Source organism: Paraburkholderia sediminicola (genome assembly GCF_046027355.1).
GTDB lineage: Bacteria > Pseudomonadota > Gammaproteobacteria > Burkholderiales > Burkholderiaceae > Paraburkholderia > Paraburkholderia sediminicola_B.
In genome coordinates this window covers 229,652-250,035 of the sequence record NZ_JAQQEK010000014.1, presented here as the reverse complement: position 1 = coordinate 250,035, position 20,384 = coordinate 229,652, and the positions used below count along the sequence as shown (strand labels likewise).

Genomic DNA, 20,384 nt, shown 5'->3' with positions numbered 1-20,384 from the left:
GCGCTTCATGGCCGAACCCGGTCCGATTCGGACCTCGAACAATCGCTGATCGCAGCAGGGATGCGAAAGGCGAAGCGAACTTTCGCGAGACTGGACTTGATGAGACCGTCTCAACTCGGCGACATTGACAGGGCGGACCAGTGGACAATCAAAACTGTGCCGCATCGGATGGACTCGTTGAGCGCGGACCATTGGATGATTTCCGCCGCACGCGCCAAGGGATCACGGCCGCGGTGCGACGTGCAGTTAGTACGCGCTGAGCCTGGAGTGGTTCGCATTCACCTTGGCTTCTCAGCTGGGTTGAGGCTGCTGGCACTCCGTTTGGAACCAGTAGTTGACCAGCCGCTGTGCCGCTTGTAGGTCATCCGGGTAATATGGGTCATACCACGGTGACGGGTCGTAACCCGCCTTCCTCAGGGCAGCCAGTTCGCTACGGTGTTGCGCCATCGTAGGGGGCGCGTTGGTCCTGAGCGCCGCCAGGTCGCGGCACTCTGTTGGGCTGAGGTGCGGCCCGGCATACGGCCTGCCGCCGACGGCACAGCCGGCGAGCAAAAGCACGAGAGCGGGAAGTATTGACCGTGTTTCAGGCGCCCTTCTCATAGTACGTGTCCTTCCTTACGATGGCGGCAGCCCGCCCGGTGGCATGCCGCCGCGCCCGGCGTCTCGTCGTTAAGTCATGTCGTCCTTCGAGTGACGACGCCGTCGTGCTGCCGGCTGATACCTAGGAGCGTGACATGGCCGAACAGCACAAACCCGGCGAGAAGGATCAGACGTCTGGGACCCTTCTGTTGATCTGACTTGCGACACGCAAGCATTGTTCCCGCCCCGCTATTAGCAGCGTAGATCAGCGAAGCGCGCCGCGAATGCTCACGCGAGGTCCGCACCCGTGCCTCTGCGTCGCTCCCCGGAAGTCTCTCTTCGACCCACATCGGCCGCACAGGCCGGGCGGGATCGATGGCTGCTTTTACAAGAACTTTGGACATCCACACTTTCCTGGCCGAAACACGTTCCCCACTGCAAATCAAATCGTTCGCCGACGTCCGCGTCGATTGCTCGATGGCTTGTTTGGCCCACCCGCTAGTGAAGGATGAGACGGCGCGCGGCCCGTGCAACGGCGTGTTAGACAGGCGACATCATGCTGGCCGCTGCACGAACTTCGCCTGCCCTATCGAAAGATCGCATGCGATTAAATCTTTTGCGATTGACATCGGGGACATCCTCGCCCATCATGCAACGCATGCGATTACATCGCATGCGATTTAAAGCCGCATACCCCCTTATTTACGAAGGAATCCATCATGACCAAGATCGATCAAGTCCTCCACTCAGCCAACAGCCACGCCAAGATGAATCGCGACCCTAATGTCCAGCGCGGTGAGCTCGGCGTCCTCGACCTCGAGCTGTCAGCGTCCGGCGGTGAAAGCCGTGAGTTCATCGCCACCGAGCTGCACCCAAGAGCCGAGCAGCTGTTTTCGGGCGCGTGGTCGGCCTGTTACATCAGCGCGTTCGAGATTGCGGCCTCGATGAAGAAGGTCACGCTGCCGTCCGACTACTCCGTGGACATCCAGGTCAGCATTGGGTCGGTCGGTAACGGGCATTGCATCGGCGCCCAGTTCACCATCCGTGTGCCGGGTCTGGCAACGGAAGTCGTCGAGACAATCGCGCACCTGGCCCATCAGATCTGCCCGTACTCGAAGGCTGTGCACGGCAACATCGAGGTCGGCCTGAACGTCGTCACGGCGTGATCGGATAAGGCATGCGGGTCTCACTAAATATTTTGAGGGATTTGGTCAATGCAAGGTTCGCATCCATTTCCACACAAATCTCATGCGATTAAATCTTATCCGCTTGACAATGAAGGCATCCTCACCCACCATTCAACGCATGCGATCGTATCGCTTGCGATTTAAATCTGCCTAATACCCTTATTCACGAAGGAATCCATCATGGAAAAGATCGAAAAAGTCCTCGCCTCAGGCAACACCCACGCCACGGTCAATCGCGACCCCAATCTGCAGCGCGGCGAGTTTGGCGTCTTCGACCTCAAGTTGACAGCGCCCGGCCTTGAAAGCCTCGAGTTCATCGCCACCGAGCCGCACCCGACAGCCGAGCAGTTGTTCGCGGGCGCGTGGTCGGCCTGCTACACCACCGTGTTCGGGATGGCGGCCTCGATGAAGAAGGTCACGCTGCCGTCCGACTATTCTGTGGACATCCAGGTAAACGTTGGGCAGACCGGTACCGCGTGGTTCCTCGGCGCCCAGTTCACCATCCGTGTACCGGGTCTGGCAACGGAAGTCGTCGAGTCAATCGCGCGCCTGGCCCATCAGGTCTGCCCGTACTCGAAGTCTGTGCGCGGCAACATCGAGGTCAGCACGAACATCGTCACGGTGTGATCGGATGAGGCGCGCGCGTCTCACTAAACGTCTTTTTAGGGAATTCCCATCATGAAGATCAAGCTCATCATTGCACTGCTCGTCGCGGTTTCGGCGTCCGCCGCCGCACCCGCATTCGCCAGTGGCTATGGACCGGCGCCTTTTTACCGGCCCGCGGTTGGCGCACCGGCGTCGCAAAGCGGTCAGAGCGTGCGAACCGCCGCCGCCGAACGCGACGACGTAACTGGTTCCGAAGAGGCATATGGCGGTGCAGTCTCCGGACAGTCCCAGACGGGGAGCCATGCTGCAGTGACGCCGCGCGATAGCCTCTTCGCACACCACTAGCCTGGGCATCCCTCCGTCGGCGGGCCGTCGCGCATCTTCGTTCCGGATGCGCGACGGTCACAGCCTCGGATCGCAAACGACCTGCAAGCCTGACAAACATTTCCCGGCGTTGGTGAATTGGCGACCGCTCACCCGGAACCGCTGAGCCCTCATGAGACCAGCCAGGGCTGCTCTCTGCGCGGTGGCGGTCGAGGTTTCACTGCGCCGCGAGAAAATCGCATGCGATGTATTATTTTGTCTTTGCAAGACGTGGGGCCCTGGCCAAAGAGGATACAGATGAAAACTACGAACCAAGCGCCGGCTGCGGCCGTGCCGCTCTCAGACTACCTGTGCTTTGCGGTCTATTCCGCGAACCTGGCGTTCGGCAAGGCGTACAAGCCGATCCTGGAAGAGCTTGGGCTCACCTATACGCAATACATCACCATCATTGCGCTGTGGGAGGAAGACCACCAGACCGTCAGCGGTCTTGGCGAGAAGCTGTTTCTGGAGTCCAACACGCTTACGCCGATCCTGAAGAAGCTCGAGGCGATGGGTTATCTGGAAAGGCAGCGCGACCCCGAAGACGAGCGGCAGGTGCGGGTCAGTCTCACGAAAACCGGCCGACAGCTGCGCGAAAAGGCCCTGAAGAGGGATCTCCGTGAGGCAACTGGCCTCGCGCCGGAAGAGTTCGCGAAAGTGCAAAAGGTGATCGTGACTTTGCGTAACAACCTCATCAAGGCAGTTCAATCCGACGAATAGGCGTTGAGCATCCCGATTGACGCAATGCTTTTCGTTCCGTGGTCCAAAAGCTCCGTGGCCATCGCGCGCTTTCGAGGACGCGGACAAGGGCGGGCGCCGAACGATTCCAGCAAACTATTGCATCCACCGGTTGAATCCGCCGTAGGATGCCAAGCCCATTTACCGTTTGTGAATCAGCGTATCCGTCCCCCCTTGCCGCCTGAATGGCCCTTTCCGCCTAGTCGCGATGTCGCTGGTCGCACCTTCGGCTACCTTGTCGCGCTTCAATATCGCGGCGCCGATGTGTGGCTCTGGAGGTGCCGTTGCGGCGGCCACGTGACTGCCGGGTTGAAGGCGGTAGAAGGCGGCGGAACGCGGGATTGTGGCTGCCGTGAGCAGCGTCGTGTGTGGCGGTCCCGCCCAGGCTCACCTGCGCTGCGGGGCGGTGAGGTGTTTGGCCAGCTGACGACCGATCGGTACGCTGGCGATGGTTTGTGGGTTTGCCGGTGCGACTGCGGTGGTGAGGCAACAGTGAGCGCCGGGCGCCTGCGGCTGGGCAAGGCGCGTTCGTGCGGCCGCTGCTTCGGCGCTTCGACCGACTGACCGGCACTGTCTGTTCGGTTTGGTCATGGCATGCGCGGCGTGTGCATCCGACGCTCCACACGATGTGTGGCGACTCGCAAGCGTGAACGACTTTCTTTGGAAGCTGTCGTCGGTGTCCAGGCATTAACCTCGGCATGTCAGCTCTATCTCGACGTTCCCAATACGACCCTGAACTGCCCTTCCCGAAATGATGTCGAAAGTCTCAAGTCGGATCTCACGGCCGCTTACGTACAACTCGCAGCCCATTCCATCGGTAATCCTGAGTTAAGTGCTCAACTCGACTGTGCCTTCGGAACTTTTAATTCGCGCCAGGCAGTCTGGTATCGGCGCTGCAGCGCAAGCGTATAGTCAGTCATCTGTCACGGTGGAGATTTGCAAACGTGAACGATCTCGCTACCAAAGAAGCGGATGCACTGGCGATTGTCAAAACGTTTTATCGAGGCGCCGCCGAGGGCAGGATAGTGGACTTCGAAAAGTACCTGGCTGACGACTTCACATTGCTTGTTCCCGATTACCTTCCTTGGGGCGGTCAATATGACAAAGCCGGCTACGTGTCGATTCTTCCCCAGGTGGCAGCGACACTCGATTTCGCGAGGCTTTCGTACGAGAGCCTAACGGTGCAGGGCGAGCACGTCGTAGCTCTGATTCGGATTGGCGTTCAGGGTACTGACGAATCGATTCTGATTTCTGAGCATTGGGATATCTCAGATGGTAAAGCACAGCGGCTACTTGTAGCTTACTTCGACCCGAAGGTGCTGCTGGACAAGGCCGCATAACGCCTGACAAGCGCCTACATCGTTAAGGAGCTTTGATGAATCAGCAAGACTTCTCTGCCCGTGACAAAGTCGTCAAACACAACGTTTACGCTTCCGTGAGACGCCGGGACGGCCTCCCACACGAATTATTTGCAAATTACTGGCGCGACGTGCACTCGACTCTTTGTTCGCGCTTGCCGGGACTCAACTTCTACGTTCAACAGCACTTCGACAGAGACTATTATGCGAACTTCTGGCCTGTCGCAGAGGGCGTTCGCCGGATTGAAGCGAAGCTCGATGGGTCAGCAGAGTTGGGCTTTGCGAATCTTGAGGAGCAGGCCGTATTCGCGGAGGCAGGCACGATTCTTTACGACGATGAAGCCAACTTCATTGGTGAAGCCGTTGCCTACAACCTGCCGAACGGCTCGCTCACGCTTGTCGACAAGGATGAGAATGGCACTCGCAACGGTGCCGACCCATTTCATCGCATCCATTTGTACATGAGCCGCAAGCCAGGACGGGACACGACGACGTGGCTGACCGAAACGAACACCGCGCTCGCAAAACACGACGCTGTGGTCAAGTGGAAGCTGCATCTCCCTGAACCGTACGACAATGATAAGCCCGCCCCTCCGTCGCCTAACGTCGAGCACCGTGTCGCGGCAGACAGACTGAATCTGGCGGTTGCGGAAATCGCATTCGCCAGCCCCTTAGCGGCAAAGTCGCTGTTCTCATCGCCAATGTTCAAAGAAGTGGTGGGCGAACAGGCGCGACATGTCGACGCCATCGGCGTATATATCGTGACTGGATTTTATACGTTCGTTCGTGACGGCCATCCGACGTTAGCAGGCTTGCGAGGAAGCCGGCCCGCAGAACTCATCACAGCCTTGGGCGCAGTGAATCAGCTCGACGAGAGGGTTACTGCAAGATTTGCTCCGCGATAGACAGGCAATACTTCCTTTCAAATATTCGAAGCATTCTGGCGTGCCAGCGACGTAAGATGCGGCCGTTCAAACCTGTCGGGGCTGCATGCCTGCGATTACTCGGCCTGGTCCGTCCGTGCGGCCGAAGAGCTCCTTCTTACAAACCGCGCTTTTGGGCTTTCGGCTCGGTCGAAATTTTGTGGCCACGAACGGCTGAAATAGACTGAGCACCAGCCGTTCGACGCGAGGAGGCGAACGTCGCCAGTTGGCCGACTACCGCCCGATGCACCCAACTGACGGCCGCCCGTTGCGTCCTTTCAGCGTTTCAGGCAACCGCGCCCCCGGCGCAGATTTCCCGGGATTACGCCCCACCCATATGATCTTCAGCGCGGTGCTACGGCCTACCCGCCGCGCGCAGTGCCGCTCTCAGGCTCATTTCTATGTCGAGAAGTTTCGCGCCGAGCTCCGCAAAGCTGCTGCGCCCCTCGCCGAATATCTCGCCGTTCATGTAGATCGTCGGCACAACGCTAATATCACGCGCCGACACTTCGCTTTGAAAAATTCCTCCGTCGATCGTAATGTTGTGAATCCGTGGATTGATCACCGTCATCATGTTCAGGGCTTGCACAACGTCTACACAGCTTCCGCAAGAGAGCGAAATATAGGTCTCGAAATAATAGTCACGTTCTAGCGTTCGGATCTGTTCAATGGTCGTACGGTCGGCTATTACGGGATGTCCTCCCACCTGGAGTATTGCGAGGACAAGAGACGAAAATTCAGGTCCTGTCGGAGTGGCGGCAAACTGAATGCCAGCTTTTGCTCCGACCTGCCTGATTGAAAACGATGGCTTACGTTCGTCGCCATGCTGCTCCTCGATTACCGTCACCAGATCTGTCAACGACGCGATTTCGTTCAACATCGTCCGCATCTCGTGCGACGTTTGACCACCGCCCTGCGACACGATCAATTCGACTGGTCTGCGGATGTTTCGCAGATATGTCTGCAGCTGTGACCTGAGACTGATGCTTAACATGATTCGATCCCGTACCAACATGCACAAGGTTATGTGAAGAAGTGCCAGGAACTGAAAGAAATGTGGACAGAACGTGTAGCGTGAGTCTGCGATCGGACCACCCGAGAGCTTTTCGCCGTCTGTTGCACTGCCGCAATGTTGCTCGGCTGCCTGACAACACCACCGTGGTTCAAGAGCAAGCTTATATGCCCACGGCTGACGTGCCAATCTACCGGGTCGGGGGACGCGGACATTCTCGTCGAAGGCTACGGGCCGCGAAAACACGCGAGCACCCAAAGCCGGCGGCGCCCGCCGGCGGATCTGCGAAGGGCGCGAGGCAATGCTCCCTCCAACGTCGGTGCCTTTGGGGGCTAGCCGCACAGATCCAAGGTGTTCGCGATTCGTCTAAAAGGGGTGCACGCGTGCCTGCTCCGGCGGCTACTTCTATGCGACCGCCCAAGCTTGTGAACAATCTTGGGCGGCCCGTGTCGGCCGTTCGTTCCTGGCCGTACTGAGTCCGACAGCGTCTGGCTCAGGTGGACCCACAGGGGACCTTCAGATTTGCCGAAAGCTGCCGTTCACATAGCTTATAGGCGGCTCCGACGTATAAGATCGGTCGAGGCGAAAAATCAACACTCCGACTCGCTGCAGCGACTCAGAGTTGTCTTGGAGTGGGAATCCTCTTGAAAACAATCGTAAAGCGCTTCCTGTTAGCGCTGATCGTCCTGATGGCTTGCGTTCGCGGTGAAGTTGCGCTGGCAGAAACCCCATCTGACCAGTCCTTTTCTCCTGATCCAAAAATCCAGAAAATTGCGGAAGCCTACTCGCTAGACGCCGTCGACTTCTCCGCGAAACAGTTTGGAATAAAACTCGACTGGTCGGACGCGAGTATTGCAAATGTCGAAAAGGCCTTGGCGCAAATGAGTTCATCCTACGTCAGCACGAGTCCCAAGCCTACGGACGAACAAGTTATGTCATTTGCGAAAGCCTACGGAAGTTACGTCGGAGAGGTGTATCGCCGCAATCATGGTGGCGAATGGGGTATGGTCACCCTTGGCGGAAGCCGATTCCCGGGTCTGCGAACCACCTCAGGTTCCAGCTTCTGGCCATGGGGACGAGTATTCAATCGGATCACAAAGGGGGCGGAGGACAGCATCGCCGACTACTACGTGGCCCTATTGAAAAGGTAGCGGACGGCGCATCCAGTCAACATGGCCTTGAAGGTGTCAACAATTCAGGCCACGACGTCGAACGTCCGAAAGTGGCCGACAGTACGCATTCGCACAAACCGCCGGAAAGCTCTCATTGAGAACTCCAACGTCCTCACGGCGACACGTTCATCGAACTGGTGCAATCGGCCATGACCCGCCGTTCGCCCGCGTCGGCGCGTGAACCGTCAGACGGCAGCTTCGCACCTGCGACCCGCCATTCTCGCAATACTGGACGGTGCGACAGGCGGTTGGACTTTCGCCACCCGGCCGACGTCGAATGCAACGCGCGCTCCGAAGGCGGGCGCACATTCGAAGTTGCCTTCGCTGAATTGGCAGTCCGAGCATCTCACCGGACTGCCAAGATCACTTTGGGCAAGTGAACCCTGGTGCGTTAGCGGTTGCGTAGACTGCGCCTCCCGTTGCTAGATCCAACGCGACAGTTGCTTTCGCGGCAAATCCGACCCAGGAAGACGGTACAAAAACGAAGGTGTAAAAGCCAGTCCATGCTGTTGTAGCCGGCTGTCCTGGATCACGCCTACACTCGTAATAGTTTGGCGATGATTGGATGTAGTCCACGCTGGACAAGTTGCCCCTCCGGGGACACTTGGACTAAACCCATTGTTCGACGATGCACCCGCATCTAAAACGGATCCGACATGCCCGGTCCCGGTTCCCGTATCTGATTGATCTGGTCGCGCGCACCGTTGAGAAGATCCGCGATGGGTTCGACCGGGCGACATATTTCTTGGGCGCGGAAGACCACGACCTCACGACGCTGCGGGCTCACTCTTTGACCCTGATTCATCAGTCGATATTCTGGTCGTCGATCTACCACGCGAAAAGTGTGGTCAAGTCGGATCCGAGGAGAAGCAGATGCACCGAAAACTGTCACTTCAAGTAATTTCTGTAGTTTTAGTCGGGTCGTTTTTGCTTCTAAGCACCCTAGATGCGGCCGGGGCAACTTTCGAAATCCTTTCCAGCGCCATTGGGTGGAATCCGCCCACCGGCTCCTCTCACGGCTCGTTTAGGATCTCGATTCTGAATCGTAATCGAGGCGTGTTCAGCTGCTTCGGAACGTGGTTTGACAATGACAAGCCCACAGGTAGCACGATAACTTTGTCGTGCTCGTTGGATGCCTCTCCGTATTCAGCTGCTGCACTGGCGAAAGATCAGTTCGTCGAACGTTATCAGTGGACTACTGGACAACTGCAACTCCGAGGTCCGGGATTTGTAGTTCACCTCAACCCAGACACTGGGGTCGGCAGCGCCTGCGTACAGCGACCGCAGTACGGTATGCTGTGCGTCGATATTCCGCCGGGCGTGCGTGAGTAGACACATTACGCCGTCTCATCAGCCTCATTTTGTCCGCGCCGAGCAGCCAGCTTGGATTTGTCATCCGGCATAACGCTCGCCCGTTGCGCCGTTACTCTGTCACCAGAAACGCCGACCTGTTCCCTTAGATGCTCGTGAAGATGGACAACGCGGCGCTCGGTGGATGCGCCACCTGCGTGTTCAGCCCGCCACGCGTATGCTTCGCGTCGGGCGAGAAAACCCACTGAACCGGATGGTCGGTCCGATCTAGTTCAACATTCAGTTACGGGCTGAATGGCCGTTCCGGCCAAGTAATTGCCGGCGAGGCGTTGCTGGATCGGGTGACGCTTATGGGTCGAGAGTGTGATTTCGCCAAAGCAGGAAGCTGCCGTTCCGCTGCTTGATGCCCCCACCGTCGGCAATCCGGCACATTGCTGTCGTAGAGTCCAGCCCACTCTGATGTCGGCAATGGCCGAAGTCCGTTCCAACACCGGGACGGCATGCAGGTACGTTCTCGTGAGTACCCTTTTCGCGGCGGCGTCGGGCGCCCGCCATGCATGCCTCAGTCAGCGTGCCACCACGCGTATCAGCCCTGCCGCCGGACCCGGCTTCGCCAGCTCATCTGCCTGATCATCGGCGACGCGCCACTTCGGAAACGTCCCTGAGCCGTCGACTTTCCATGGCTTACCCATTTCGTCGACATACATCGCGTTCGAGTTTCGGCCGGCCGCCGACGCGCGCCGCAGTGCGCCCGGCGCGGCGCGTTCGAATGACCGGCTCCCCTGTTCATTGAACACTGTCGCAAGCGGCCGCCGCGCCTGGCCCGACCGGCTGAGCGGCGTGGCAAGCGGTCCCGCGGGCGCGCGCAGCACCGCGTCGGCGGGCTCTCGGCCAGCGAGGATCGCGCCGAGCAGCGCGGACGGACCGCTCGAAGCCGATGCTTCATTGGTCGTATCGCCGGTGCGCTTGGCGGTCGGCGCGCTCGGTGAATCGAGTGCGAGCGGTTCGCTCGCGACGTCGATCTGCACGACAAGGATGACATGCCAGTCGTCCGGCGTGTTGTTGTAGCGTGGCGCGAGCGAGACGAGACGCAGCCGCGCGATGTCGAAACCCGCGTCGCGCAGCAGGAGGTATTTGGCGACGGCGAAATCCTTGCACACGCCGCTTTCGGCGAAGAACCGCGCCGGCGCGTAGTAGCTGCCGTCGGTTCCGTCGCGGTAGCGAACCTGGTTGACGAGCGCGTCGGCGAGCAGCACGGCTGACGCATCGCCGGCCTTGACACGCTCTGCCCGCACTTGCGCAACGAGGCTGGTCCAGCCGGCGGGTTCGCGCGTCAGGTGGGTGCGCAGCGCTTCGCGCAGGCGCTGCACGCGGCCGATCGCGTCAGACGATGGTTCGAGCTTCGTGTCGGCAAGCGGCAGGAGGAACATCAGGTCGCCGACTTGCGCGAGCTCCGGGCGGATCTTGCGGTTGGCTTCCCACCACGTCCCGGTGCGCAGGCGCTCGATACCAGCTTTCAGTGTGTGAGGCGTGGCCGAATCGCTGGGACCCGCGTCGCGCGTGCCGGATGCATAGCGTTGCGATGCGGCCGGCAGATTCGCGGCGCCCACGACGGCGGGCAAAAGCATCGCGGCCGCGAACGAGCACTGGAGAAAGCAGAGGAGCAGTCGAGCGAGCGGCATATGTAAACTCCCGGAAGCCACACCGGGCGCCGATGCGCCTGGTGTTTCGAAGCCTCCCGATGCCGTTTTACGCTATGCGCGCAAGGCAACGCTGGCTTGAAACCAACATTGCATGCGACGTGCCAATCCGTCGTGTCGCTCTACGCCATTGATTAAACAAGAAATTGTCTTTGCGGGCAGCGTGATGAAAACGCCTCGTGACGCCCGCCGCCCAACAGACACGCGATACCTGTTAGCGTCACCCGCACACTTTGCCCTGAGCGAAGTTGGGTTCCACGCGCGGCCGAAGCAACAGCCTCTGCGTTGGGATCGACAGCAACAGATTCGCCTGCTTTCTCGACCAAACGTTCAGCGCCGCGGTCGAACCGCGAATGTCGGGAATGCGAGCCAAAGTCGCATACTGAGCTGTGACTTGGCATGCCCGCAAAGGCCGAAACTTACCTGTAGGTCACTGGCAGGAGTCTGTTTCTGACCAGCCGTCCGGGTGAAGGGGTGAAGGCGATCGTTGGATGCTGAACGGCAACACCTGGCCGGGCCGGGTGCGAACCTCGGTCAAATCCGTCCAGAGCAGGCGTCAAGGTCAGGTACCACAATCGAACTCCCGTCATCCCTGTGGGAGATTGCCATGAAGACCGAACAATCCCGTGAGGCATGGAACAAAGGCAAGCTGGTCGGGCAGAAGCCGCCGCTAAAGCCGAAAGACGTCTGGGCCATCCGGATCTACCTTCAGAACGCTCACGCTGTCCGCGATCTCGCCCTGTTCAACCTTGCAATCGACAGCAAACTGCGTGGTTGTGATCTTGTGAGTCTGCGAGTCCGTGACGTTACGCACGGCAATCAGGTTCTGGCGAAGGCGCAAGTCATTCAGCGAAAGACACAACGCCCTGTCCAATTTGAACTGACCGAGTCGACCCGGAAGGCGGTCGGCGCGTGGCTTGAAAAGGCTGCCCTCAGGTCGGAGCAGTACCTCTTTCCGAGCCGACTATTGGCGTCCCCGCACCTTTCAACCCGGCAATATGCCAGGATGATACGTCGATGGGCGGATGCCGCAGGGTTGGATCCGACAGCGTACGGCACTCATTCGATGCGCCGTACAAAGGCAACCTTGATTTACAAGCGCACAAAGAATCTCAGGGCGGTGCAGTTGCTGCTCGGCCATAGCAAGATTGAAAGCACAATCAGGTACCTGGGCATCGAAGTCGACGACGCGCTTGAGATTTCGGAGCAGACTGAAATCTAGCGTAGCTGGGTCTGGCCGCGCGAAGCGATGCTACATCCCGGTTCGTGCGGCCAATCTCCAGCGCGGCGCTCCGGCGGCAAAACCGGCGGACTTGTGCCGGTGTGGTCGTCGCCGCAGGACGATCATCGTAGCGGCCGCTTCGGCGCGGAACCCTGCCGGACAGCCTATGCGTTCGACTCGGCCTTTGCGGTCATTGAGCCGATCGCCGACCAACGATCGCTATAGGTAGTTCAGCGGTCGCTGGATGACCTGTTTTTGGAATGACAGATCCTCGCACCGCACAGGACTGCGCCCGACCCGTTGCTGTAGTTCTGGCCGTCGCGCACGCGAGCGCGGGCGCGACCCTGACGACGGGATGAGAAAAGAACATATGGAGTAATGCAGACCGGTGATTACCAAGCCGCTTGGCGAACACGTCCAAGTCCTGCACGAATTCGTTTTCTTCATCAGTCTGATACGTCGCGATCAGAGCGGCGCGGATCAGGTTCAACATTGGATCCGGCGGGAAGCGCGTACCCTCATCGGCCCGTTTTATGCGAATCGTCGGACTTCATCGCGAGAACTTGACTAGCCGGGCTCTGGCATACTCACGTATGCCGATCAGTTTCTCGACGATATAGACAGAGCAACCGCAGTCATTTCACGGAGATGCAATGGAGAAAAAAGTGAAGCCGGAGGTCATCGAAAAAGACGACCGGACAACAGCGATCGGCCTCGCCAGATTTGCCTTTGAATACATCGACGCGGCAATCACCGTCGACAAGAACGAGGCCGAGAAAAACCCGAACAACACAATATCCCCGACGCCGGCCTACTTTCTCGCATATCACGGCATCGAACTCACGCTCAAGGCGTACCTTCGACATAACGGCTTCACTCTTCGGGAATTGAGGTCCGGCAAATATGGACATGACCTGCATGCCTGCTATCGCCAAGCCAAGCAACTCAAGCTGCGGGATTTCTTCAAAGAGACGCAGGATGACGTAAATGCAATGGACTTGCTTGTCGCGTTAAACGTCGATCATGGCCTTCGGTATATTCAGACTGGCTACAAACAGTTTCCACTGTGGTCAATCGTCGAGCCCCTTGCCGTTCGGATGCATCAAGCTGTCGCACCTTTGGTCGGCTATCGTTCCTTCAACAAGACGTACGGAGGCTACTGACGTCGTGGACCTCCGGCGGTCCCGCCACCGTCGCCGCGGCGACCGCACCCGTCCAGTCGAGCAGGTCGAATACGAGTTCTTCAATAAGTCGAATTTCCGCCGCGTGTTCTTGTCCAGAACCTGCCGGATATTCGGTGGGACAAATCGGCCTTATGTGAAGCTTTCCATAAGGCCGATCAAGCAACGTTCACCATCTTGAATTGAATGGCCGCTTCCTGGGTGGAGACGACGTCTGAGTGTCCCAGCGACGGTGCGGGCGAATGACGCTTTATGGCCGAGAGCACGCATTCGCCCCCCTGCCGGAAAGCCGCCGTTAATGAGCCCAACGGTCACTCTGGAGAGCGTTCGCCGAGCTCGTGCTATCGGCCAGGAGCCGTCACTCACCGTCTGTTCGCTGGCCCCGCAGCCGGAACGCCCGGTGCGCCAGTGCCCGCCTCGCTTTGCGGCCGGTGGGCGCCGCAAAGCGCAAGCGGTTCCTCACTCGTGCGGCCAGAAAAGAAACAGGCCTGTACGCCCGGTGGGCTATCATGCCTATCCTCTCCGAAGTAGCTCCTTATGATTTCCGTCCGTAATGTCACGCTGCGCCGTGGCGCCAATGTCGTACTCGATAGCGCGTCCGTCACCTTCACCCCCGGCGAAAAGATTGGCCTTGTCGGCCGCAATGGTGCCGGCAAATCGTCCTTCTTCGGCCTTCTCAACGGCACGCTGCACGAAGACGGTGGCGAGTTCTCAATTCCCGCTGCATGGAAGATGGGCCAGGTCGCGCAGGAGATGCCGGAGACCGAGCAGAGTGCAACCGACTTCGTAATCGACGGTGACACCGTCCTGCTGGCCGCGCAGGCAGAAGTAGCCGCCGCTGAGGCCAGCGACGATGGCATGCGCATGGCGCACGCCTACATGGCCCTGCACGACGCCGGTGCACATGATGCCCCCGCACGTGCCCAGGCGCTGATCCTGGGCCTTGGCTTCAGTGCTGCGCAGCTTAGCCAGCCAGTCAACAGTTTCTCCGGCGGCTGGCGCATGCGACTGCAGCTGGCGCGCGCGCTCATGTGTCCGTCCGACTTGCTGTTGCTCGACGAGCCGACCAATCACCTCGACCTCGACGCGCTGGTCTGGCTGGAAGCGTGGCTCAAGCGCTATCAAGGAACCTTGGTAGTGATCAGCCACGATCGCGAATTCCTCGATGCGGTGACGCAGGTGACGGTGCACGTCGACAACGCCAAGCTTGTGCGTTATGGCGGCAACTACAGCAAGTTCGAAGACATGCGCGCTGAGCAACTGGTGTTGCAGCAGGCCGCGATGGCCAGGCAGGCGGACAAGATCGCCCACCTGCAGAAATTCATCGACCGTTTCAAGGCCAAGGCCTCTAAGGCGAAGCAGGCGCAGAGCCGGGTCAAGGCGCTCGAACGCATGGAGAAGATCGCACCGGTGCTTGCCGATGCGGAGTTCACCTTCGAGTTCAAGGAGCCGCTCAACGTCCCGAACCCGCTGTTGTCGATGCTGGACGCGAGCTTCGGCTACGCGGCGCCCACCGACGCACCGCCGGGCACGCCGCCGACGGTCATCGTGCGGGGCATCAACCGATCCGTGCTGGCCGGGCAGCGCATCGGCATTCTCGGTGCCAACGGCCAGGGCAAGTCCACTCTGGTGAAAACGGTGGCGCACGAGCTGGCGCCGATCGCCGGCGAAATCAGCGAAGGCAAAGGCCTGAACATCGGCTACTTCGCACAGCAGGAACTCGACGTGCTGCGTCCTCTCGACACGCCGATGGAACACATGATCCGCCTTGCCAAGGACACGCCGGCGCACATGCGTGCCCCCGGCCAGAGTGGCACCGAACAATCGCTTCGCACTTTCCTCGGCACCTTCAACTTCAGTGGGGACATGGTCCATCAGGCGGTCAGCACGATGAGCGGCGGCGAAAAGGCGCGGCTCGTGTTGTGCATGATCGTGTGGCAGCGCCCCAATCTGCTGCTGCTCGACGAGCCTACCAACCACCTCGACCTGGCCACACGCGAAGCGCTAGGCATGGCACTCAACGAATTCGAAGGCACAGTGATGCTGGTCAGTCACGACCGGTCGCTGCTGCGCGCGGTATGTGACGAGTTCTGGCTCGTTACCAAGGGTGGCGTCGAGCCCTTCGACGGCGATCTGGACGATTACCAGCAATTCCTGCGTGACGAAGCCCGTCGCATGCGCGAGCAGGCTGCCGGGGAGCAGAAGATCATCGCCTGACTTAACCTCCTCGCACTTCCAGTTTGGAAGCTGCCAGAGCGCTCGCATCGAGTCGGAGGGGCGCTTAGGGCCGAAAAGTAAGCATTCGTCGATGTCGCAGCGGCTGTTCATGATTTTCGTTTTCGAACGGCCGCTGTGCTGCAGTGAGCGGGCATGCCGATAACCGGCCCGTCGAATCAAGCGTCGACAACAGGCTCATGATCTGTGTGACTCCGCTCCCTGAGTCACGACGTTCATACCCGTTACGTCCCCTACGCCTATTTCAGCGATACCGAGCAACCAAAGCACGGTAACGTACATCACCCCTCAAACCGCTCAACTCCGAGGCGCTGTCGAGAAAAGCAAACCCTCGATAACCTGACTTGAACGCATCGCTAAGCCGACTAATGGCGGCATCATAGTCCCCGTCGTGTGCTGCGACTAACGCGAGCTTGGCCTGCGCGGCCCCGCCTCCAGTCACGACTTTGTCCATGCCCACAGAAGGTGAAACGGTTGACTGACCAACGCTATAACGCGGAGCACCGGCTATAACTTCAGAAGGCTCGGCGTTCACGTTTTTCGGTTCACGCCTTTTTACTTCCACGTCTGCCGACTGCTTACTCAACTCCGAAGCTTGCGTCGCAGAGCCGAGCCCATTTGCCGAAGTCTCTGCAATGTTAGCCGGCAACGCCGATGCGTGAACGTCCTCGACGACGCGGCGATAGTAGATGGGTCCAACAAGAGGTATCTTCAGATACATCCGGTCAGGGCCATCGAAGTAAAACGTAAATCCGACCCCGTACGACAAATCGATCGTCACAGCATCCTTCTTTCCCTCAATACCTTTGATCGGAAGGCTTGCCCCCGTATCGGGACTGACGATCTGCGTGTTCGACACTACGATATCAAGGCCAACCGGCAACTGCACGCTATCGAAAGCAACGCGTTCAGCGTGCCAGTGGCCGATGATCGACGGCCCAACGGATTTCGAACATCCGCAGACAATCGCTAACGCCGCGCACAGCGCGGCGGCTCGCCGATAACCAGAGATGTTCACGTCGTCGTACGATATTTTTTGATCAACGCCGTGAAGCGTGGGTCGTTCCGGATAGCGTCGAGATCGGGGTCCTTCTGCATCTCGTCGAAGTACGAGAACCCGTTCAGAAAACTGGCTTCCAGTTCCTTGAACGCGTCGTCTGTACGGCCCTGCTTCAGCCTCAGCACTGCCATGTTGTAGTAGACCAGCGACTGCTTCGGATCGCGAGCCGCTGCATCGCTCAGTTCTTTCTCGGCATCATCGAGCTTTCCCTGAGACATCTGTGCAATGGCGACCTTGACCATCTCCTTGGCAGCCACCTGGTTGCTGGCCGACTCGGCGCCCGAAGCGTCGCCGTTCGAGAGCTTTGCATCACTATCTTTGCGTTGGGCAGTGATATCCGCATCGGGCGGGGAGATTCCAACGGATGCCGACTGAGGCGGTGCGCTCGCAGGCGCAGCCGCGGCCACGACGGCCGAAGCCGGAGTAGCCTGAGCTGACACAACTGCATCGGGGCTTTCGGAGTGCGACTTCTTGTAATACAAGCCACCGCTGACAGCGCCGATAATCACGACGACCGCCGCGCCAACACCAGCGGCGACCAGCTTCTTATTGGGTCCCGTTTTCGTCCCTGCAATCTCCGAAACCAGCGGAGTCGAGCATTCGGGGCACTTCAAGTCTTCACCGGGCAAACGAACAAACACTTCACGCGCATTCGCTCGGTCGCAATCACCGACGGTGGGACATTTATAGTTTGGCATGGTTACACCTACGATTCAGTTAATGCAGACGGTTACTCAGCGACTGCAGGCAGGCCAATAATTTCCCGCACCGGCTTCTGCATCGCGCTAATTGCCAGATATTCGGGGTCCTGGTCGTCCTCGCCCGCTTCGTTGAAGCGCGCAGTCGCGAACTCGACGTACTCATCGAAGAGCTTCTGCTTGTCATCCTTGTGTTTCAACTCAGCGTCGACCTTTCGGCTTACTTCTCGCTCGATCATCCCCTGCAACTCAGCAGAGTGATCCTCGTCGATAACCGACTGCCAGGTAGATCCACGCAGGACCTTGGACGCGGGAAGTCCATTGGCCTTATAGATGAAAGCCCACTCCTGCTCACCCGTCGTCTTGTTCTGACGCTCCTTGATCAGGTTCATCAGACGCGCAACCAGCAGGACAGGTTTGCGTTTCGCTTGCGCGCTGACTTCAGCCGCAGACCGCGCATAAAGCGGAGGAAGCTTCTTTCCGTCGCCCTGGCTGTGCAGAAGATGGGACTCGTTGAAGTCCGCGAGCAAGCCGTCGTAGTGTCGCTTCATCATCGCCAACGGTTCAATGAACCGTACGGGCATCAACGAGGCGATTTTGAGTATCACAATCTCGTTCGACAGCTTTCCTGGTGCCACAACAGTATCGGACGCCGGATCTTTCTGTTCCTCGAACAGTTTCGTCAACGTCGCGTGGAAGTCCTTCTGGCTCTCGCACTCCGGCAGGAACACCGCAACCGTATTAGATGTGCCGCGCGTTCCACCCGCGTTGTTGGCGACCGACCGATCAACCTCCGTCTTGTTGTACTGGATCATCGTCCCCGACTTCTCGTACAACCCGGACACGAACGCTTTCAAGGCATTCGGGTTGGCGTCGTATTGCTTCTGGAGTCGCTCAACGATATTGACCTGCAACACAGGCGTCAGACTCTTGGAAATTTCAGCGTGCGCCATTTCCACGATGGTTGCGGATGTCTGCGAAATCGTCGAGATGATCGCGCCAAGAGAAATTCCGCGGACCAGCCTGTCAAACGAATCCACCTCGGTTCCCGCAAGATCGATCACCGATTGCCGGACCTTCTGCGTACGTGTGACCTGACTCTGTTCGTCAACGATCACAGCCTTCATGATGCTGGCGATGGCGCTACGGTCAAAAATCCGCTGCTGATAGGCGGAATCGGCTCCGGCCAGCCTTGCTGCCTGCTCGTCATGCACCTTTTCAGTTGCGGCCGCGAGGGTCTGATGCATGCTGTCGATGTGACCGCGCAGCGTCGTCAGTTCGTCCTTGATGAAGGGAATCAGGCTGACAGCGAACTTCTGACCTTCATAGAGCGTACGAAGCGTGTAAAGGTCCTGGTGTCTTGCAGCGATGTCGGCGAACAACGCACCACGTTTATCCGTCAAGTGTTGACCAAAGAACCCCACCTTGTTGAACTGCGTCAGCAGTTCTTCAACGTTTTGCTGGACGACTGCCAGTGCCGCAGGCGCTTTCGTGATTTCTTCAGCGAGCACCGAGAGACGTTCATCGAGCAATGCAATGATCGCGTCAGTGAACTGGCGCAATTGCATTAACGAATGCGTGCCAATCTTCCACCGTGCGAAGAGGTCCTTCTCGACCTGTCGCGCGATGTGGCGGGCCATCTCGAGGCGAGCGTTACCCTTGATCTCATAGAACTTGCGCACGCCGCCGAGCTTTCGGTACGTCTCGTCGAATACCTTGGCCAGCCGGGTATTCAATGCAGCTGCCCAGGTCGTCTGTTCAAGCGTCGGATCGTTGCGCACTTCTGGAGCCACGACGCTCACCACCTGCTTCCAGAATTCCTTCGCAGGTTTCCATCCGGCATTCTTCGCATCGTCTTCCAGAATGCCAACCTCAAGCGTCAGGTGCTGGTCGCTGAGTAGCATGCTCTGCAAGGCATCAGGCTTCCTCGCCTCACTGTTCCAGTCCTTCTGAACCGGTTCGTTTGCGTAACCCTCACCCTGACGGAAGTTATTGAACATCAACTGACGAGTTGCCTGTTCAGCGAAACCGTACGCCAGATACTCCTTGATCTCCTGCTCCGGAACAACGATCCGCTCGACGCCGAACGACAGAAATAGCTTGGCACGCGCTTTTCCGTCTTCCTCACTTTCGAAGTTCTTGATGTCGTTCTCGCCCTTTTCGGCGCGCCCGAGACCTTCCCACTCCTTGTTCAGAGTTTTCTGGAAGATGAACTCACCAACGATACGGGGAAGCTCGCTATCGACATCGAACTGAATGTTGTTCTGATTAAGATTGCTTACCAGATAGCAACCATTGAAATAGACGTCATGCGCCATCGGCGATCCGTCGAGCAGATTCGCCGGATGATATTTGCCTACAGCCATCGCATTCAGCTCGGCCAAAGCCGCGTATCCGTTCGCGTAGTATGGCGAGACGCCAGCCACATCACGCACACGCCGGGAATCCTTCTCGGGAAGCAGTGCGTACACGAGAATCCGATGCTGCTCGGGATTGGGATACTTGTTGCGGAGCAAAGCGATTGCGTCCACCACCGAACCACTTCCCGTTCCGCCAGCCAGGCCGCAGACTACGTGGATGATTGCACCAGCACGTCCAGGACCTTGTTGCAACACGCGCATCCGGTCTTCAACGGCCTTCACGAAGTGCGGTGCATTCTGTGCAAAGACAACACGACCGAGCTTGCGTCGTTGCGCCGCGCCAGCGGTAGTAGCCTGCAAGACGTCGAAAATGCCACGCGGCTCGATCCAGTCTCGCAGCCCCGGAAACGACGCGGGATCATCAAGGACAGCACGAACGCTGCTCGCCGTGTTGATGATGTATTGGCTGCGGGCGAGGTCGATCTCCTTGCCCAAGACCTTCCACTCGTCGTGCTTGTCGATCTCGTCGCTCGACGTATCGACGTACAGGTATTCAAACTGCGCGGCCGACGGGCTGTTCCCCTGCGCGTCCTTGTTTCGCTCGATCGTCTTACGCAGATGGCGGATAATTTTGCCGCCCGATCCGCCCAGGCCGATAATCAGATGGTTATGTTCCATG

At 58.7% G+C, this 20,384-nt stretch carries 17 protein-coding genes; 10 read left to right on the top strand and 7 right to left on the bottom strand.

Annotation, left to right across the window (positions count from 1 at the left end; translation table 11 throughout):
* Positions 1–291: 291 nt before the first annotated feature.
* On the bottom strand, positions 292–600 hold the full coding sequence (locus PQR42_RS24460; RefSeq protein ID WP_408182354.1) for a DUF4148 domain-containing protein: 309 nt from the start codon (positions 598–600) through the stop codon (positions 292–294).
* Between the two features lie 698 nt (positions 601–1,298).
* Here PQR42_RS24460 and PQR42_RS24455 point away from each other — a divergent pair.
* From PQR42_RS24455 to PQR42_RS24430, 6 genes are all read left to right on the top strand, one after another.
* On the top strand, positions 1,299–1,745 hold the full coding sequence (locus PQR42_RS24455) for an Ohr family peroxiredoxin (protein WP_408393601.1): 447 nt from the start codon (positions 1,299–1,301) through the stop codon (positions 1,743–1,745).
* Between the two features lie 201 nt (positions 1,746–1,946).
* Positions 1,947–2,393 (top strand): OsmC family protein, encoded by a 447-nt coding sequence (locus tag PQR42_RS24450; protein WP_408393599.1) that lies wholly within the window; start codon positions 1,947–1,949, stop codon positions 2,391–2,393.
* A 51-nt stretch (positions 2,394–2,444) separates the two neighbouring features.
* Entirely contained in the window at positions 2,445–2,717 is a 273-nt protein-coding gene (locus PQR42_RS24445; RefSeq protein ID WP_408205183.1) for a hypothetical protein, read from the top strand.
* A gap of 276 nt (positions 2,718–2,993) precedes the next feature.
* Positions 2,994–3,455, top strand: coding sequence for a MarR family winged helix-turn-helix transcriptional regulator (locus PQR42_RS24440; protein ID WP_408205184.1), 462 nt, complete (start codon positions 2,994–2,996; stop codon positions 3,453–3,455).
* 962 nt (positions 3,456–4,417) lie between these two features.
* Complete coding sequence (locus tag PQR42_RS24435) at positions 4,418–4,813, top strand: nuclear transport factor 2 family protein (protein ID WP_408393597.1); 396 nt, start codon at positions 4,418–4,420, stop codon at positions 4,811–4,813.
* Between the two features lie 35 nt (positions 4,814–4,848).
* Positions 4,849–5,736 carry an EthD domain-containing protein gene (locus PQR42_RS24430; RefSeq protein ID WP_408205186.1) on the top strand — a complete coding sequence of 296 codons (888 nt, stop codon included), beginning with the start codon at positions 4,849–4,851 and terminating at the stop codon, positions 5,734–5,736.
* A 373-nt stretch (positions 5,737–6,109) separates the two neighbouring features.
* Here the strand turns inward: PQR42_RS24430 and PQR42_RS24425 are convergent, their stop codons facing one another.
* On the bottom strand, positions 6,110–6,634 hold the full coding sequence (locus PQR42_RS24425) for an alkyl hydroperoxide reductase subunit F family protein (RefSeq protein WP_408205187.1): 525 nt from the start codon (positions 6,632–6,634) through the stop codon (positions 6,110–6,112).
* Positions 6,635–7,410: 776 nt separating this feature from the next.
* Between PQR42_RS24425 and PQR42_RS24420 the strand changes: the two genes are divergently transcribed.
* Complete coding sequence (locus PQR42_RS24420) at positions 7,411–7,917, top strand: hypothetical protein (protein WP_408205188.1); 507 nt, start codon at positions 7,411–7,413, stop codon at positions 7,915–7,917.
* Between the two features lie 1,898 nt (positions 7,918–9,815).
* Here the strand turns inward: PQR42_RS24420 and PQR42_RS24415 are convergent.
* The gene (locus PQR42_RS24415) at positions 9,816–10,931 is read right to left on the bottom strand and encodes a transglutaminase domain-containing protein (protein WP_408393890.1); all 1,116 of its coding nucleotides are present in this window, start codon (positions 10,929–10,931) and stop codon (positions 9,816–9,818) included.
* Positions 10,932–11,556: 625 nt separating this feature from the next.
* Here PQR42_RS24415 and PQR42_RS24410 point away from each other — a divergent pair.
* Entirely contained in the window at positions 11,557–12,171 is a 615-nt protein-coding gene (locus PQR42_RS24410) for a tyrosine-type recombinase/integrase (RefSeq protein ID WP_408449407.1), read from the top strand.
* A 190-nt stretch (positions 12,172–12,361) separates the two neighbouring features.
* Here the strand turns inward: PQR42_RS24410 and PQR42_RS24405 are convergent, their stop codons facing one another.
* Positions 12,362–12,664: a hypothetical protein gene (locus tag PQR42_RS24405; RefSeq protein WP_408493857.1), complete on the bottom strand. Its 303-nt coding sequence runs from the start codon at positions 12,662–12,664 to the stop codon at positions 12,362–12,364.
* A 160-nt stretch (positions 12,665–12,824) separates the two neighbouring features.
* Here PQR42_RS24405 and PQR42_RS24400 point away from each other — a divergent pair, with 160 nt between their 5' ends.
* Positions 12,825–13,334 carry a hypothetical protein gene (locus PQR42_RS24400; RefSeq protein ID WP_408386812.1) on the top strand — a complete coding sequence of 170 codons (510 nt, stop codon included), beginning with the start codon at positions 12,825–12,827 and terminating at the stop codon, positions 13,332–13,334.
* Between the two features lie 555 nt (positions 13,335–13,889).
* Positions 13,890–15,569, top strand: a complete 1,680-nt coding sequence (locus tag PQR42_RS24395) for an ABC-F family ATP-binding cassette domain-containing protein (RefSeq protein WP_408205192.1) — start codon at positions 13,890–13,892, stop codon at positions 15,567–15,569.
* 262 nt (positions 15,570–15,831) lie between these two features.
* Here the strand turns inward: PQR42_RS24395 and PQR42_RS24390 are convergent, their stop codons facing one another.
* Genes PQR42_RS24390 through PQR42_RS24380 form a run of 3 tightly spaced genes read right to left on the bottom strand, consistent with a single transcriptional unit; the run spans position 15,832 to position 20,383 of the window.
* Complete coding sequence (locus PQR42_RS24390; RefSeq protein ID WP_408386814.1) at positions 15,832–16,605, bottom strand: hypothetical protein; 774 nt, start codon at positions 16,603–16,605, stop codon at positions 15,832–15,834.
* Positions 16,602–17,345, bottom strand: a complete 744-nt coding sequence (locus PQR42_RS24385; protein WP_408386816.1) for a tetratricopeptide repeat protein — start codon at positions 17,343–17,345, stop codon at positions 16,602–16,604. The genes PQR42_RS24390 and PQR42_RS24385 overlap by 4 nt, the downstream gene beginning before the upstream one ends.
* Before the next feature lie 32 nt (positions 17,346–17,377).
* Positions 17,378–20,383 (bottom strand): tubulin-like doman-containing protein, encoded by a 3,006-nt coding sequence (locus tag PQR42_RS24380; protein WP_408386818.1) that lies wholly within the window; start codon positions 20,381–20,383, stop codon positions 17,378–17,380.
* Position 20,384: the final 1 nt, after the last annotated feature.